General features: G+C 51.0%; 14 protein-coding genes. 10 read left to right on the top strand and 4 right to left on the bottom strand.

Annotated elements, in window-relative coordinates; all coding sequences use genetic code 11:
* Positions 1–179: 179 nt before the first annotated feature.
* Positions 180–1,334, bottom strand: a complete 1,155-nt coding sequence (locus tag G465_RS0104940; RefSeq protein WP_022653375.1) for a class I SAM-dependent methyltransferase — start codon at positions 1,332–1,334, stop codon at positions 180–182.
* A gap of 110 nt (positions 1,335–1,444) precedes the next feature.
* On the opposite strand from G465_RS0104940, the gene G465_RS0104945 reads away from it, so the two are divergent.
* The 9 genes from G465_RS0104945 (at position 1,445) to dcd (ending at position 13,556) form a co-directional block, all read left to right on the top strand.
* Positions 1,445–2,206 carry a pteridine reductase gene (locus G465_RS0104945; RefSeq protein WP_027405179.1) on the top strand — a complete coding sequence of 254 codons (762 nt, stop codon included), beginning with the start codon at positions 1,445–1,447 and terminating at the stop codon, positions 2,204–2,206.
* Between the two features lie 306 nt (positions 2,207–2,512).
* Positions 2,513–7,150 (top strand): glutamate synthase-related protein, encoded by a 4,638-nt coding sequence (locus G465_RS0104950; RefSeq protein WP_027405180.1) that lies wholly within the window; start codon positions 2,513–2,515, stop codon positions 7,148–7,150.
* Positions 7,151–8,620, top strand: a complete 1,470-nt coding sequence (locus G465_RS0104955) for a glutamate synthase subunit beta (RefSeq protein ID WP_022653378.1) — start codon at positions 7,151–7,153, stop codon at positions 8,618–8,620.
* 159 nt (positions 8,621–8,779) lie between these two features.
* Positions 8,780–9,049 (top strand): type II toxin-antitoxin system TacA family antitoxin, encoded by a 270-nt coding sequence (locus G465_RS0104960; protein WP_022653379.1) that lies wholly within the window; start codon positions 8,780–8,782, stop codon positions 9,047–9,049.
* Positions 9,049–9,582, top strand: a complete 534-nt coding sequence (locus tag G465_RS0104965) for a GNAT family N-acetyltransferase (RefSeq protein ID WP_022653380.1) — start codon at positions 9,049–9,051, stop codon at positions 9,580–9,582. Before G465_RS0104960 ends, G465_RS0104965 begins: the two co-directional genes overlap by 1 nt.
* 110 nt (positions 9,583–9,692) lie before the next feature.
* The gene (thiE, locus tag G465_RS0104970; protein ID WP_211213680.1) at positions 9,693–10,448 is read left to right on the top strand and encodes a thiamine phosphate synthase; all 756 of its coding nucleotides are present in this window, start codon (positions 9,693–9,695) and stop codon (positions 10,446–10,448) included.
* Between the two features lie 13 nt (positions 10,449–10,461).
* Positions 10,462–11,268: a bifunctional hydroxymethylpyrimidine kinase/phosphomethylpyrimidine kinase gene (gene thiD / locus G465_RS0104975; RefSeq protein WP_022653382.1), complete on the top strand. Its 807-nt coding sequence runs from the start codon at positions 10,462–10,464 to the stop codon at positions 11,266–11,268.
* Between the two features lie 114 nt (positions 11,269–11,382).
* Entirely contained in the window at positions 11,383–12,909 is a 1,527-nt protein-coding gene (locus G465_RS0104980; RefSeq protein ID WP_022653383.1) for a fumarate hydratase, read from the top strand.
* A 71-nt stretch (positions 12,910–12,980) separates the two neighbouring features.
* On the top strand, positions 12,981–13,556 hold the full coding sequence (gene dcd / locus G465_RS0104985) for a dCTP deaminase (RefSeq protein ID WP_022653384.1): 576 nt from the start codon (positions 12,981–12,983) through the stop codon (positions 13,554–13,556).
* A 153-nt stretch (positions 13,557–13,709) separates the two neighbouring features.
* On the opposite strand, the gene G465_RS0104995 is transcribed toward dcd, so the two are convergent.
* Positions 13,710–14,045 carry a YkvA family protein gene (locus G465_RS0104995; protein WP_022653386.1) on the bottom strand — a complete coding sequence of 112 codons (336 nt, stop codon included), beginning with the start codon at positions 14,043–14,045 and terminating at the stop codon, positions 13,710–13,712.
* Between the two features lie 76 nt (positions 14,046–14,121).
* Here G465_RS0104995 and G465_RS0105000 point away from each other — a divergent pair, with 76 nt between their 5' ends.
* Positions 14,122–14,430, top strand: coding sequence for a PepSY domain-containing protein (locus G465_RS0105000; RefSeq protein WP_027405181.1), 309 nt, complete (start codon positions 14,122–14,124; stop codon positions 14,428–14,430).
* Between the two features lie 52 nt (positions 14,431–14,482).
* Here the strand turns inward: G465_RS0105000 and G465_RS0105005 are convergent, their stop codons facing one another.
* Positions 14,483–14,914: a DUF2147 domain-containing protein gene (locus G465_RS0105005; RefSeq protein ID WP_022653388.1), complete on the bottom strand. Its 432-nt coding sequence runs from the start codon at positions 14,912–14,914 to the stop codon at positions 14,483–14,485.
* Positions 14,915–15,018: 104 nt separating this feature from the next.
* Positions 15,019–15,615 (bottom strand): NAD(P)H:quinone oxidoreductase, encoded by a 597-nt coding sequence (gene wrbA / locus G465_RS0105010; protein ID WP_022653389.1) that lies wholly within the window; start codon positions 15,613–15,615, stop codon positions 15,019–15,021.
* Positions 15,616–15,634: the final 19 nt, after the last annotated feature.

The raw sequence follows: 15,634 nt of genomic DNA on the forward strand, positions 1-15,634 counted from the left end.
GTAGGGTGGATAAACGCAGTGCATCCACCCAAAACAATCATTGAGCAACCAAATTAAAAATGGTGGGCACAAAACCAGTGCTCACACTACCGGCGGATGCTCTACACTTATCCTCCCTACATTGGCTGAGTCAGATACGTCAGGTTGCCAAATACTGGCAACCCAACACCGGTGAGTTGTTAGAGATACCGACAACGATCACCGCGTAAAAACCCCTGCCATTCCAAAGGTAGGCCGCGAGAGAAGCCAATCACCTTAAACAACTCACCCATTTCTGCCGTTGACAGCAGTTTTTGCACCGCGTTGGCGTGGGGTAAATAATGGGTAATGTCCTCGGGATTGAACTGCGCCAGCTGGTCGAGAATGCCCGCGTTGATCAAATACTGTGCTTGCGTGGTATAGCCTTGCAAATCCAGCCCATGTTGCAAACCAATCTCGGCTACCGTGGTGAAGTCAATATGCGTGGTGATGTCCTGCAACCCCGGCCATAAAAAAGGATCAGCATGGGCGTGATGGCGATAGTGGCACATCAATGTGCCTTGCCGCCGTTGTGGGTGGTAATACTCATCACGGGGAAAGCCATAATCAAACAACAAAATCGCGCCACATTGCAAACGCTCGGCCAAGGTATGCATAAAACCTGCCGCCGCCAGTTGAACTTCACTCAAATAATCCGGCCCGGGTTCCAATAAGGCCACAGCAGCCTGTAAGCGTGGGTCTTGAATTGGTCGATCAGCCCAGACAAAACCATCTTCTGACCACGCCACCCCACGCTGCCAAGGCTGTTGGGTTGGGTCCCAATACACCAACTCACAGGGTATGGCATCAAGCACTTCATTCCCGATCACCACGGCTTCAATCTGTTCTGGCAACGAACTGAGCCAAACCACCCGAGATAATAATTCTGGGCATTGTTGCGTTAAATAATCACGCTGTCGGGCGGCCAGATCGGCGGACACCTCGACAATGTAATAGTGAGTGGGTAGCGCCTGTTGTTGTGCCAATGCTTTTAATAAATCTGCTGCCAAACGGCCACTGCCTGCGCCAAATTCAATCACTGTATTACCACTCAACGGCAACAACGGGGCAATGTCGGCAGCGATGGTAGCGGCAAAGAGAGGGGTAATTTCTGGTGCGGTCACAAAATCACCGCTGCTGCCAAATTTATAGCTGTGACCACTGTAATAACCGAGTTGTGGGGTATAGAGCGCGGCTTGCATATAGTCGGCAAACGAGATCCAACCACCCCGCTCGGCAATGAGTTGTTGGATCTGTTGCATTAAACGTTGGGAACTTAACAGCGCATCGTGGTCAGGAATAGGTAAAGCACTCACAGCAATCTTTCTGTTAGCAATTGGGCAAAGGGTGCATTATTACATTGTTTTTCGCGCCTTTTCGCAGGCACAATCTGCCGACAATTTTTTCATGGTGATAGGGATTTCAGATGACAGTGATGCCACAGGAAACAGCCCCTGTTGTTCTCATCACAGGTGGAGCAAAACGGGTGGGCGCGGCGATTGCGCGTCAACTGCATCAAGTCGGTGCGCGGGTGATGTTGCACTATCGCGCTTCAGCAACCGCAGCAGAAGCCCTCGCGGCTGAACTGAATCAACAGCGTCCACACTCGGCAGCCTGTGTGCAGGCCGATTTATTAGAGACTGCGCGCTTGCCCGATATGATCCATCACACCCTCAATTGTTTTGGGCGTTTAGATGGTTTGGTGAATAACGCTTCCAGCTTTTTTCCAACCGCACTGGGCAATATTACCGAGGCCGATTGGCATGATTTGATTGGTAGCAACCTCAAAGCACCGCTGTTTTTATCACAAGCCGCTGCGCCCTATTTACGGGCAGCAGGTGGAGCAATTGTTGGCCTGATTGATATTCACGCAGAACGCCCGATGCCGGGGCATGTGGTGTATAACTTGGCCAAAGCAGGGCATGCACAGTTAATTCGTACCCTTGCGATTGAGCTGGCGCCACAGGTACGAGTCAATGGTGTGGCCCCCGGTGCCAATGTGTGGCCTGAGGGAGAGTCGGTATTTTCTGACCCTGTGCGGCAACGAATCGAAGACAGCATTCCTCTACAACGAGTGGGAACGCCAGAGGATTTAGCAAAAACGGTGGCGTTTTTGCTGTTTGATGCGCCGTATATTACGGGGCAGATTATTGCGGTCGATGGTGGAAGAAGCATTTATTTACCCTAATAAAACGGCATGAAACCGTTTTATATGCAGCAAATAGGCCATTTTCGATCATATCCTGTCATAATGACAAAATGCCGTCACGGGTAGTCAAATGACAAGCGGCATCTCCAGCCCTGCCAACGGGGTGAATTTATGCTCTAAATTGGTGCATTGCAGCATCTTGAATTGGCATGGGCTTCCCGTTATATTCGATGGTTGCCTCTTAAATTTTCTTTTCGTACAGGCCGAAGCGTCGAGAACGACACTCGGCTTTTTTCGTCACTGGTCGTGAAACACAGGCCAGGCAATTTTGAAGGAATGCGTGTGATGGAACCGGCAGTACCAGAACGGCAGGGGTTGTACGACCCCGCCAACGAGCACGACGCTTGCGGCGTGGGCTTTGTGGCCCATGTCAAGGGTCAAAAGTCCCATAATATCGTCGAACAGGGTTTGTTAATCCTGAAAAACCTCGATCACCGTGGCGCCGTGGGTGCCGATCCACTGCAAGGTGACGGTGCCGGTATCCTGATCCAAATTCCGGATCAGTTCTATCGCGAGGACATGGCGAAACAAGGTGTGGAGTTGCCTCCAGTTGGCGAATATGGCGTGGGGATGGTGTTCTTGCCCCAAGAAGCCGCTTCTCGCCACGCCTGTATGGAAGAGATTGAGCGTTCTATCGCTGCCGAAGGTCAACGGTTGTTGGGCTGGCGCGATGTGCCGGTCAATCGTGATATGCCGATGTCGCCCACGGTGCGCGCTAAAGAGCCAGTGATTAAACAGGTGTTTGTCGGACGCGGTCCAGATGTCTTTGTGACCGATGCCCTAGAACGCAAGCTATATATCATCCGTCGCCGTGCCGCGAATGCGATTAAAACGCTCAACTTAAAACACGGCCAAGAGTTTTATGTGCCTTCGTTCTCGGCTCGTACCGTGAACTACAAAGGCTTGTTATTAGCCGATCAGGTCGGTGTGTACTACCTCGACCTGCAAGACAAGCGCACTGTCTCGGCTTTGGCCTTGGTGCATCAACGCTTCTCGACCAATACGTTCCCGACTTGGGATTTGGCGCACCCCTTCCGTTACATTGCCCACAACGGTGAAATCAACACCGTACGCGGCAACGTCAACTGGTTTAAGGCGCGTGAACAAGCCATTTCTTCACCGATTCTCGGCGAAGATCTGAAGAAAATTTGGCCATTACACTACCCTGGTCAATCCGATTCCGCTTCGTTTGATAACGCACTGGAATTGTTGGTGATGGGCGGCGGCTATTCATTAGCCCATGCGGTGATGTTGATGATTCCAGAAGCGTGGGAAAAACACGCGCTGATGGACGAAAATCGCCGTGCTTTCTATGAATATCACGCTGCGATGATGGAACCGTGGGATGGCCCTGCGGCGGTGGCCTTTACCGATGGTCGTCAAATCGGTGCTACCCTCGACCGCAATGGCTTGCGTCCAGCCCGTTATTTGGTCACCGATGATGATTTAGTGGTGATGGCGTCGGAATCCGGTGTGTTGCCGATTCCCGAGAAGAAAATCGTCAAAAAATGGCGTTTGCAGCCCGGCAAAATGTTCCTGATCGACATGGAACAAGGCCGCATTATTGATGATAAAGAGCTGAAAGATTCGCTGGCGAATTCCAAGCCTTATCGTGAGTGGATCGAAAAAATCCGCATCAAACTCGATGAAGTGCCGGCGCCAGCAGAAAAAGCCCCGACCCCACAAGCCTCGTTACTCGACCGTCAGCAAGCTTTTGGCTACACCCAAGAAGACATCAAAGTGATCTTGGAGCCGATGCTGCAAAATGGTGAAGAAGCCACCGGTTCGATGGGTACCGACTCGGCGCTGCCGGTGTTGTCGAAGAAAAACAAAACCCTTTACACCTACTTCAAGCAACTGTTTGCCCAAGTGACCAACCCACCTATCGACCCGATTCGTGAAGAATTGGTGATGTCGTTGGTGTCGTTTATTGGCCCGAAACCCAACTTGCTGAATACCGCTGATATCAACCCACCGATCCGCTTAGAAGTGGCACAACCGGTGTTGTCGTTCGGCGATATGGAAAAACTGCGTAATATCGAGCAGTACACCTCCGGCAAATTCCGTTCCTTTGAACTTGATATTTGCTATCCGGTGGCATGGGGCAAAGAAGGGATTGAAGCACGTTTGGCCTCGCTGGCAGCAGATGCTGAAGACGCGGTGCGTTCTGGTGCCAATATCCTGATTGTGTCCGACCGTAAGGTGGATGCTGACAATGTGGCGATTCCAGCCCTGTTGGCTACCTCGGCCATCCATCAGCATTTGGTGAAAAAAGGCTTGCGTACTTCGGCGGGCTTGGTGGTGGAAACTGGCTCGGCGCGTGAAGTGCATCACTTTGCCTTGCTGGGTGGCTATGGTGCAGAAGCGGTGCATCCGTTCTTGGCGTTAGAAACCATCGAGAGCTTGGCCAAGGGCGATGCAGAAAAAGCCGAGAAATACACGAAAAACTTCATCAAAGCCGTGGGTAAAGGGCTGTGTAAAGTGATGTCCAAAATGGGCATCTCGACTTATATGTCCTACACCGGCGCGCAAATTTTTGAAGCGATTGGTCTGCAAAAAGACTTCGTTGAAAAATACTTCACCGGCACGCCCTCGAACATCGAGGGGATTGGTGTGTTTGAAGTGGCAGAAGAAGCGATTCGTCTGCACAGCGACGCTTTCTCGCCCGATCCTGTGTTAGCCAATATGTTGGATGCTGGTGGTGAATACGCCTTCCGTATTCGCGGCGAAGAACATATGTGGACGCCCGATTCTATTGCGAAGCTGCAGCACTCCACCCGTTCTGGTAAGTACGAAACTTACAAAGAATACGCCAAGCTGATTAACGACCAGACCAAGCGTCATCTGACCTTGCGCGGCTTGTTCGATTTCAAATTTGCTGCTGAGTCGATTCCGTTAGAGGAAGTCGAACCCGCAAAAGAAATCGTAAAACGCTTTGCGACGGGGGCGATGTCCTTAGGTTCGATCTCGACCGAAGCCCATACCACCTTGGCGATTGCGATGAACCGCATTGGCGGTAAGTCCAACACCGGTGAGGGTGGCGAAGATGCAAAACGCTTCTTGCCATTAAAAGCCGGTCAAAAATTGTCGGAAGTGGTCGGGGTGTCCCGTATTGAGCGCGATTATGTGTTCAAAGAAGGCGATTCCCTGCGTTCGGCGATTAAACAAGTGGCATCGGGTCGCTTTGGTGTGACCACGGAATATCTGGTCAATGCTGACCAAATTCAGATCAAGATGGCGCAAGGGGCAAAACCGGGCGAAGGCGGTCAATTGCCGGGGCATAAAGTCTCGGAATACATCGGCTTCTTGCGTCACTCGGTGCCGGGCGTCGGTTTGATTTCGCCACCTCCACACCACGATATCTATTCCATCGAAGACTTGGCACAGCTGATTCACGATTTGAAAAACGCCAACGACCGCGCTTCTATCTCGGTCAAACTGGTGTCTGAAGTCGGTGTCGGTACGGTGGCTGCCGGTGTAGCAAAAGCGAAAGCTGACCATGTAGTGATTGCTGGTTTTGACGGGGGGACGGGCGCTTCGCCAGTGTCGTCGATCAAACATGCTGGGACACCGTGGGAACTGGGTTTGGCTGAAACGCAACAGACCTTGGTGCTTAACCGTCTGCGTTCGCGGATCCGTGTGCAAGTTGATGGCCAAATGAAAACCGGCCGCGATGTGGTAATTGGTGCATTGTTAGGGGCGGATGAGTTTGGCTTTGCCACTGCGCCGTTGGTGGTCGAAGGCTGCATCATGATGCGTAAATGTCACCTCAACACCTGCCCAGTCGGCGTTGCGACACAAGACCCTGAATTGCGTAAGCGTTTCACCGGTCAGCCTGAGCATGTGGTGAACTACTTCTTCTTTGTGGCTGAAGAAGTGCGCGAATTGATGGCACAACTGGGGATTCGTAAGTTTGATGATCTGGTGGGCCGTGTCGATCTGCTGGAAACCCGTGCTGGTATTGAACATTGGAAAGCCAAAGGCTTAGATTTCTCGAAAATCTTCCATCAGCCTGCAGTGCCTGCCGATGTCTCGCGCCGTCATACCGAAGTGCAAGACCACGGTTTGGACAAAGCGTTGGATCACAAGCTGATTGAACAAGCGAAACCTGCGCTGGAAAAAGGCCAAAAAGTTCAAATCGAAACCGCTATTACCAACGTCAACCGCACCTGCGGCACGATGTTGTCGGGCGAGGTGGCACGTCGTTATGGCCATGCAGGTCTGCCAGATGACACCATCCACGTCAAATTGACTGGTACAGCAGGGCAAGCGTTTGGGGCTTTCTTGGCCAAAGGCGTGACCTTGGAACTGACCGGCGAGGGTAACGATTACGTCGGTAAAGGGTTGTCCGGTGGTCGCATCGTGATCAAACCTCACCCTGATTTCCGTGGTGACACGCAACAAAACATCATTGTGGGTAACACGGTGATGTATGGCGCGACTGAGGGCGAAGCTTTCTTGTCGGGCGTGGGTGGCGAACGTTTCTGCGTGCGTAACTCTGGCGCGACGGCGATTGTCGAAGGTGTGGGCGATCACGGTTGTGAATACATGACCGGTGGCACCGTGGTGGTGTTGGGCATGACTGGCCGTAACTTTGCGGCGGGGATGTCGGGCGGTATTGCCTATGTGTTGGATGAAGAAGGCACTTTCAAACACCGTTGCAATATGGCGCAAGTGGCATTGGAAAAAGTCTTGCCAGCCAACCGCCATGCCCCTAACGAGCCATTGCATCGCGGCCAAGCTGATGAGGTGTTGTTGAAAGAGTTAATCACTCGTCACGTTGAACACACCGGCAGTGCTGTTGCCAAGCGCATTCTGGCGGATTGGGAGCTGTATCGCGAAAAATTCGTCAAAGTGTATCCACATGAATACAAGCGCGCCCTCACCGAGTTGGCCGCTGCTGCACAGAAGGAGGCCGCATAAATGGGCAAGCCGACTGGTTTCATGGAGTTTGAACGCGTTGAAGAGGCCTACGAGCCAGTTGAAGCGCGTTTGAAACATTACAAAGAATTTGTGATTACCCTGTCCGACGACGAGGCCAAAACCCAAGGCGCCCGTTGTATGGACTGTGGCATTCCGTTCTGTAACAACGGCTGCCCTGTGAACAATATCATTCCAGACTGGAACGATTTGGTTTACAAGGGCAACTGGAAGCAGGCGTTGGATGTGTTGCACTCCACCAATAACTTCCCCGACTTTACCGGTCGCATTTGCCCTGCGCCATGCGAAGCCGCTTGTACCCTCGGTATTAACGCTGCACCGGTGGGAATTAAATCCATCGAGCACGCGATTATCGACAAGGGTTGGGACATGGGCTGGGTGGTGCCGCAGCCTGCTTCGGTGAAAACTGGTAAGAAAGTGGCGATTGTTGGCTCTGGCCCTGCTGGTTTGGCTGCAGCGCAGCAGCTGGCGCGTGTCGGCCATGATGTTACCGTGTTCGAGAAATCGAGCCGCCTCGGTGGTTTGTTGGGGTTTGGGATTCCCGACTTCAAATTAAATAAAACCGTGATTGATCGCCGTGTGTCGCAGATGCAGGCCGAGGGGGTGAATTTCCGTACCAAGGTCATCATCGGCGATAAGCATGTCCCTGCTGGTATCAATAACGATGCTACGACGGTGATTCCTGCCGAGCAGCTGAAGAAAGATTTTGATGCGGTGATTTTGGCGGCGGGTTCGGAAGTGCCTCGCGATTTACCTGTTCCGGGTCGTCAGTTGAAGGGCATCTATGCGGCGTTGGAGTTTTTGATTCCGCAAAATAAAGAAGTGCAACAAGGCCTTACCAATCCAATCAATGTGGAAGGTAAGCATGTGGTGGTGATTGGTGGCGGTGATACGGGTTCTGACTGTGTGGGTACCAGCTATCGTCAAGGTGCGGCATCGGTGACGCAGTTTGAATTGATGCCGGCGCCGCCCGAGCAGGAAGATAAGCCATTGGTTTGGCCTTATTGGCCGCTGAAAATGCGCACCTCGTCTTCGCATAAAGAAGGTGAGACCAAACGTGAATTTGCGGTTGCGACCAAAGAATTCATTGATGATGGCGAAGGCAATGTGAAAGCGTTGCGCGCTGTGCGTGTGGAATGGAAAGACGGCAAGATGATTGAAGTCGCGGGTAGTGAGTTCGAGATTCCTTGTGATGCGGCTTTCTTGGCAATGGGCTTTACCAATCCGGTGGGCAGTTTGTTGGATGCTTTTGGTGTGGAACGCGATGCGCGGAATAATGCCAAGGCAACAACCGATGGTGAAGGCTGTTATCACACCAACGTCAATGGCGTGTTTGCTGCTGGCGATGTGCGTCGTGGTCAGTCGTTGGTGGTGTGGGCTATCCGCGAGGGCCGTCAAGCAGCGCGTGAAGTCGATGCGTTCTTGATGGGCGACAGCATCCTCCCCCGCTAACTTCTAGCACGCAAAATCCCCCACTGTGTGATGCGGTGGGGGATTTTTTTTGGGTGGTTGTTTGACCTTCATTCTTGCAATGTCAATTTGACATACATGGTAAGCATCTTATTTCTAACTTATACTGTACGGAAATAATCCGTACAAATGAGGTGTATTATGGCCACTGCTCGTTTAGATCTACGCATTGACGAAGAGATCAAAGCCAAAGCTGAAAAAGCATCGGCATTACTTGGCTTGAAAAGCCTGACTGAATACGTTGTCAAATTAATGGATGAAGATGCCTCAAAAGTCATTGCAGAACACGAGAGCATGACTGTTAAAGATGATATTTTTGATCAGTTTATGGCTGCTTGCGAACACGCTAAACAACCCAACAGCTCACTGAAAGCAGCTTTGGATTTCACTCGTGAGCAAGGGGTCAAGTAATGTGGTCTGAACAGTTTGTTGAGCTTGATAGATCTGTTCACGACCGAGAGGGTTTTGATTGTGGTGAAGTAGAACTCAACACCTTTATCCGGCAATTCGCTGTAAAACATATGCAAGCTGGTATCAGTCGTACCATGGTCTTGCCGGCAATCACGCCTTTACCAAATAACAAATTAGCTATTTGTGCATTCTATACAGTCGCGCCAAGCTCAATCAGTAGAGAAACATTGCCGGCAAATTTAGCAAAAAAACTACCACACTACCCTATTCCTATATTTTTATTGGCGCAACTTGCGGTTAATTCTCATCATCAGAAGAGTGGATTAGGAAGAATTTCACTGATTAAAGCGCTTGAATATTTGTGGCAAATCAGTCGATATCTGTCAGCTTATGCTGTTATTGTTGATTGTTTGAACGAAAAAGCAGAGCTTTTCTACAGAAAATATGGTTTTGAGTTGTTGTGTGAAAATAATGGTCGAAAATGCATGTTTATACCAATGAAAACTGTTAATCAGCTATTCAGTAATTCGTAGCCAGCTTAGAGTGCATGAAGATTGTGCATTTATCCAATCATTAAGCCAGTAGCGTGGGCACCGATTTTTTGCCCATCATTTTTAATTTGGTTACTTAATGATTGTTTTGGGTGGATGCACTGCGTTTATCCACCCTACTGTACTATCCATCTCCCCCAGCCACGCCCAACCTAAGCAGCTATGGCACAATCGCTCTCTTTAGCAAAACAAAGGTAATGATTGTGAATGCAGTTGACCTCAGCTTGTATTGGGTTGTCGATCCTGACCAATGTGGTGGTGCGCGGGCGACGGTGAATTTACTGCACAAACTCCTGCCGCACGGCATCAGCGTGGTTCAACTTCGTGCCCCAACGTGGAAAAAACGCGAACTCTTAGCCCTTGCGCAAGAAATGCGAACCCTGACACGCGAAGCCAATATCCCCTTTATTATCAATGATCATCTCGACATTGCCCTCGGTTGCGAAGCCGATGGTTTACATGTCGGACAACAAGATTTACCGCTGGCGGTTGCGCGCCGCTGGATGGGTGAGAAAGCGATTTTGGGTTTATCCGCTAACCAACCTGCCCATTTCCAAGCCGATGATGTGCTCCTTGCCGATTACCTCGGTGTTGGGCCGGTGTTTGCCACCAGTACCAAAAGCGACGCCGCGTCACCGCTCGGCGTGGAAGGCTTAAAAAAGTGCCTTGGCCTGACACGGCGGCCAGTGGTGGCGATTGGTGGGATTACGGTTGAGAATGCCGAACAACTGCGAGACAGTGGGGTGGCAGGGCTGGCAGTGGTGTCAGCGCTATGCCGTGCGGCAGATCCGGTACAGGCCTGTCATCAACTCAATCGCGCCTTTTTCCCTGAAATCCGTTTGTTCTAATGAGAGATATCCCATGGTCTATCAGGTATTAACCATTGCCGGTTCTGATTCAAGCGGCGGTGCGGGGATTCAAGCTGATTTAAAAACTTTCTCAGCTTTGGGTGTCTATGGGGCGAGTGTGATTACCGCGCTTACCGCACAAAATACCCAAGGCGTCAGCGCCATTCATACCCCACCGGCCAGCTTTATTAGCGCACAATGCGATGCTGTGTTCAGCGATCTCAATATCCATGCGGTGAAACTCGGCATGCTGGCGAATGCAGAAATTATTTACGCCTGCGCCGATGCGCTACAGCGTTGGCAACCGCCGTATGTGGTACTCGATACGGTGATGATTTCTAAAAGCGGCCATGATTTGCTTGCACCAGAAGCGGTTTCTGCTTTGCGCGATACGCTGTTGCCCTGCGCCGATTTACTGACACCCAATCTGCCCGAAGCTGCCGCTTTGCTTGATACCGCACCCGCGACGACCGTCGATGACATGATGGCACAGGGAAAAGCGCTGTTAGATTTAGGCGCGAAAGCGGTGTTGATGAAAGGGGGACATTTAACTGGTTTGGAAAGTCCAGACTATTTAATCCAAGCCGAAGGCATACATTGTTTTACTGGCATGCGCCTACCCACCCACCACACCCACGGTACTGGCTGCACTTTGTCTGCGGCGTTAGCTGCCTTGCGACCACAGCATGATAATTGGGTGGATACTGTCGCGGTGGCAAAATCCTACCTCAATGGGGCTTTAGCACAAGCCGATTGTCTCGCGATTGGTCATGGCATTGGGCCGGTGCACCATTTCCACCGCTGGTGGCCGCTCGGTTAGGGCTTATGGGGGTGATTCTGGTAAAATTCTTCGGTTGTCGTTGCCTTCTCGACACGAGAAGCGACTGCCACACCCCGCCCTCACTGGCTTAATAACAATGGAGAACGCTGCGCCATGACCGTGATTCGTCAAGAAGACTTCATCCAAAGCATTGCGGATGCCTTCCAATACATCAGTTGTTATCACCCCAAAGATTATATTGATGCGCTGTATCAGGCCTATTTGCGTGAAGAAAGCCCTGCGGCTAAAGACGCCATGGCGCAAATTCTGATCAATAGCCGCATGTGTGCCGAAGGTCGCCGTCCCATCTGTCAAGACACCGGTATTGCCGTGGTGTTCTTAAAAGTGGGTATGAAGGTGCAATGGGATGCCACCTTAAGCGTACAAGAGATGATCAACGAAGGCGTACGCCGCGCCTATCTGCATCCAGATAACACCTTGCGCGCCTCGGTCTTACTCGACCCCGCCGGCAAACGCCAAAACAGCAAAGACAACACCCCCGCCGTCGTGCATTACGAAATTGTTGATGGCGATGGTGTGGAAGTGATCTGTGCGGCAAAAGGCGGTGGTTCGGAAAACAAATCCAAATTCTATGCGCTGAACCCGTCCGACAGCATTGTCGATTGGGTGTTAAAAACTGTTCCAACCATGGGTGCTGGCTGGTGTCCACCCGGCATTTTGGGGATTGGGATTGGTGGTACACCAGAAAAAGCGATGTTGTTGGCAAAAGAATCGTTGATGGATCACGTCAATATCCATGAGCTGAAAGACAAAGCCGCCAGCGGCGCCAGCTTAAGCCGTATCGAAGAATTGCGTCTTGAGCTGTACGAAAAAGTGAACGCCCTCGGTATTGGCGCCCAAGGTCTTGGCGGTTTGACCACCGTGTTGGATGTGAAAATCCTCGATTACCCAACCCACGCCGCCTCGTTACCTGTGGCGATGATTCCAAACTGTGCCGCTACCCGCCATATTCATTTCCACCTTGATGGTTCTGGCCCTGCGGTGTTGGAAACCCCGAAACTGGAAGACTGGCCAGAAATCACCTACGACAGCAGCAGCGGCAAACGTGTCAACCTCGACACCATCACGCCAGAAGAAGTTGCCAGTTGGAAACCTGGTGATGTGCTGTTGTTGAACGGTAAATTATTGACTGGCCGCGATGCAGCGCATAAGCGCATGGTGGATATGCTCAACAAGGGCGAAACCTTGCCGGTCGATTTCACCAATCGCTTTATCTACTACGTTGGCCCAGTTGATCCAGTGCGTGATGAAGTGGTTGGCCCAGCCGGCCCTACCACTGCGACACGGATGGATAAATTCACCCGTCAAATGTTAGAACAGACTGGTTTGTTGGGAATGGTAGGTAAAGCCGAGCGCGGCCCAACTGCTATCGAAGCCATCAAAGACAACAAAGCAGTTTACTTAATGGCGGTGGGTGGTTCGGCCTATTTGGTCTCCAAAGCCATCAAAGCCTCGAAAGTGGTGGCGTTTGGTGATTTGGGCATGGAAGCCATTTATGAATTTGAAGTGGAAGACATGCCAGTGACTGTCGCTGTCGATTCCTGTGGTACTTCGGTTCACAATACCGGTCCAGCAGAATGGCGTGTCAAAATCGGTAAAATTCCGGTTCAAACCGCGTAATTTTTTACCCTGAGCTGTTGTCCCTCGGTGTGACAAACCGCACCGAGGGCATTTTTTATGGAACAACCGCAATGAGCATTAAATCTGACCGTTGGATTCGCAAAATGGCCGAACAACACGGCATGATCGAACCCTTTGAACCCCAGCAAGTTAAAGAAGTGAATGGCGAAAAAGTCATTTCGTTTGGCACCTCAAGCTATGGTTATGATATTCGCTGTGCTGATGAATTTAAGGTGTTTACCAATATCAACAGCACCATTGTTGACCCGAAAAATTTTGATCCACAATCGTTTGTTGAAGTGTCTGGCAAAGGTTTTTGCCTGATTCCGCCTAATTCATTTGCCTTGGCACGGACAGTGGAATATTTCCGCATTCCGCGTAATGTGTTGACCGTGTGCTTAGGGAAATCGACTTATGCCCGTTGCGGCATCATCGTCAATGTCACCCCGTTTGAACCTGAGTGGGAAGGTTATGTCACGCTAGAGTTTTCGAATACCACACCACTGCCAGCCAAAATCTACGCCCATGAAGGGGTGGCACAGGTGTTATTTCTCGAAGCAGATGAAGATGATATCTGCGAGGTATCGTATCGCGACCGTGGCGGTAAATACCAAGGGCAACGCGGTGTTACGCTACCGCGCCCATAATCCAAGTTTCAAGCGGCTGTTAACTCGGTTTCATCTCGCTGTAAACAGACAACGGCATGATGTCGGCCATCCAAAGCAGGATACCCAGGCGAGGTCGGGTCAATGGCCTCGCACCACATCCCCCTTTCCCCCTGTATCACACTCACCACTGGCCTAGTACCAACTCGGAAACCACGTGCGCAATTTTTGTGTGGTGTGTTGTTTGATGTCATCAGTAATATAGGCACTCACCGTCGCCAACGCCGCCACCAACACCCCCACATCATCGGTATACCCCACCGCAGGTAACAGATCGGGCACGCTGTCGAATGGCAAAATAAAGTAGCTCAATGCGCCAACAATCACCGTCTTGGCCCATTTCGGGGTTTCTGGTTTTTGCAAAGCAAAATACAGCCACAGCACTTTTTCAATCACTTCCTTACCTGCCGCCGCTGCAAAATGCTTTACCTTCTCCCATAACTTTTCGTCAGAAAATGTATGTGATTTCATGACAGCTTTCATTTTCAATTAAGGGTTAATCGGTATCCTAGAGACATTAGATGATGTTTTTATTTTGGAGGGAATCATGCGAAAGCATATGGTGTTATTAGCAGCAATATCCAGTCTTGGCTTTGCCAGCCAGTTCGCCCATGCCGATGTCGATTTAACCACGCTTGACTATCGGGCCCTCGGCATTGTCAGTCCAGACAAAGCCAAGCAAGCAGCACTGAAGGCCAAACCGGGCGCGATTACTGAGGCAGATTTGGAAAAACGGCCTTTGCGCGATGGACTGCAATATGAGTTTGAGATTTTAGATGCCCAAGGCAATCAGTGGGACATTAAGGTCGATGCCAAAAATGGCGAGGTATTGAGCGTTAAAAAAGAAATTTTGTAGTAAATCAGTAAATCCGCCTTCTGAGTCCCAGAAGGCGGCAGGGGAATGGGGCTTATTCGGCCCGTTCCCACACTTGGGTACGGCCTAACAATGCGACCCCGAGAAAACCACGTACTTCTAACTTTCTCCCACCTTCAATCGGCTTAAACTTGACGCTGTAGGTTTTGCCTTCTTTCGGGTCAAAGATTTTGCCACCTTCGTAGCTATCACCCGATTTTTTCACGCCCCACAGGATAGTCATGCCCTGAATCGGTTTATTGGCGCGGTCGCCCTCACATTTGTCGCAGGTGGCTTCGGGGTTTTGAAATAACTTCACCACTTTGCCGCTAAATTCTCCACCTTGTTCGGCAATTTGTACCAACGATTTTGCCTGACCGGTTTTGTCATCAATGGTTTTCCATGTACCGACTGGCGAAGCATCTGCCCAGACTGCCGCCGACAACAGCGTGGTGGCAAAAACCATAGCTTTCATTGCGTGACGCATGATGTGTTCCTCACTCGTTTGTTATTTTCCATTCAAACGATGGTTTGAATTCAACACAGCATGCAGAATTTCGCTATCAGCTGTCAAGCCACCCGCGTGTTGTTCTAGGGTTTCACGAGCTGTAATGCCAACAACGCCAAGCGTTTTCCCTGCGCCATCGCCAAGCGGCGTTCTTCTTCGCTGAGGGTGGGTTTGTTCTCTTGCCCTGCGACATGGGTAACACCATAGGGCGTACCGCCGGTTTGGGTAGTCGATAAATCGGCTTCAGAATACGGCACACCACATAACAGCATGCCGTGATGTAACAACGGCAACATCATGCTTAATAGAGTCGATTCTTGACCACCGTGTTGGCTGCTACTGCTGGTAAAGACACAAGCTGGTTTACCAATCAAACTACCTTTCATCCACTCGCCACTGGTGGAATCTAAAAAATATTTCATTGGTGCTGCCATATTGCCAAAGCGAGTTGGGCTACCCAAGGCTAAACCGATACACTCTTGCAAATCGCTGGCTTCGACATAGGGTGCGCCGTCTTCTGGCACCGCCGGCGCAGTGGCCTCGCATACGGTTGACACCGCCGGTACGGTACGCAAACGCGCTTGTGCCCCCGGCACGCTGTCGATACCGCGTGCGATTGCCCGCGCCAGCTCACGTACCGCCCCGTGGCGGCTGTAATACAACACTAAAATATCAGCCATGAAACATTCCTTCTTGCAC

The organism is Aquaspirillum serpens DSM 68, from assembly GCF_000420525.1.
GTDB classification, from domain to species: domain Bacteria; phylum Pseudomonadota; class Gammaproteobacteria; order Burkholderiales; family Aquaspirillaceae; genus Aquaspirillum; species Aquaspirillum serpens.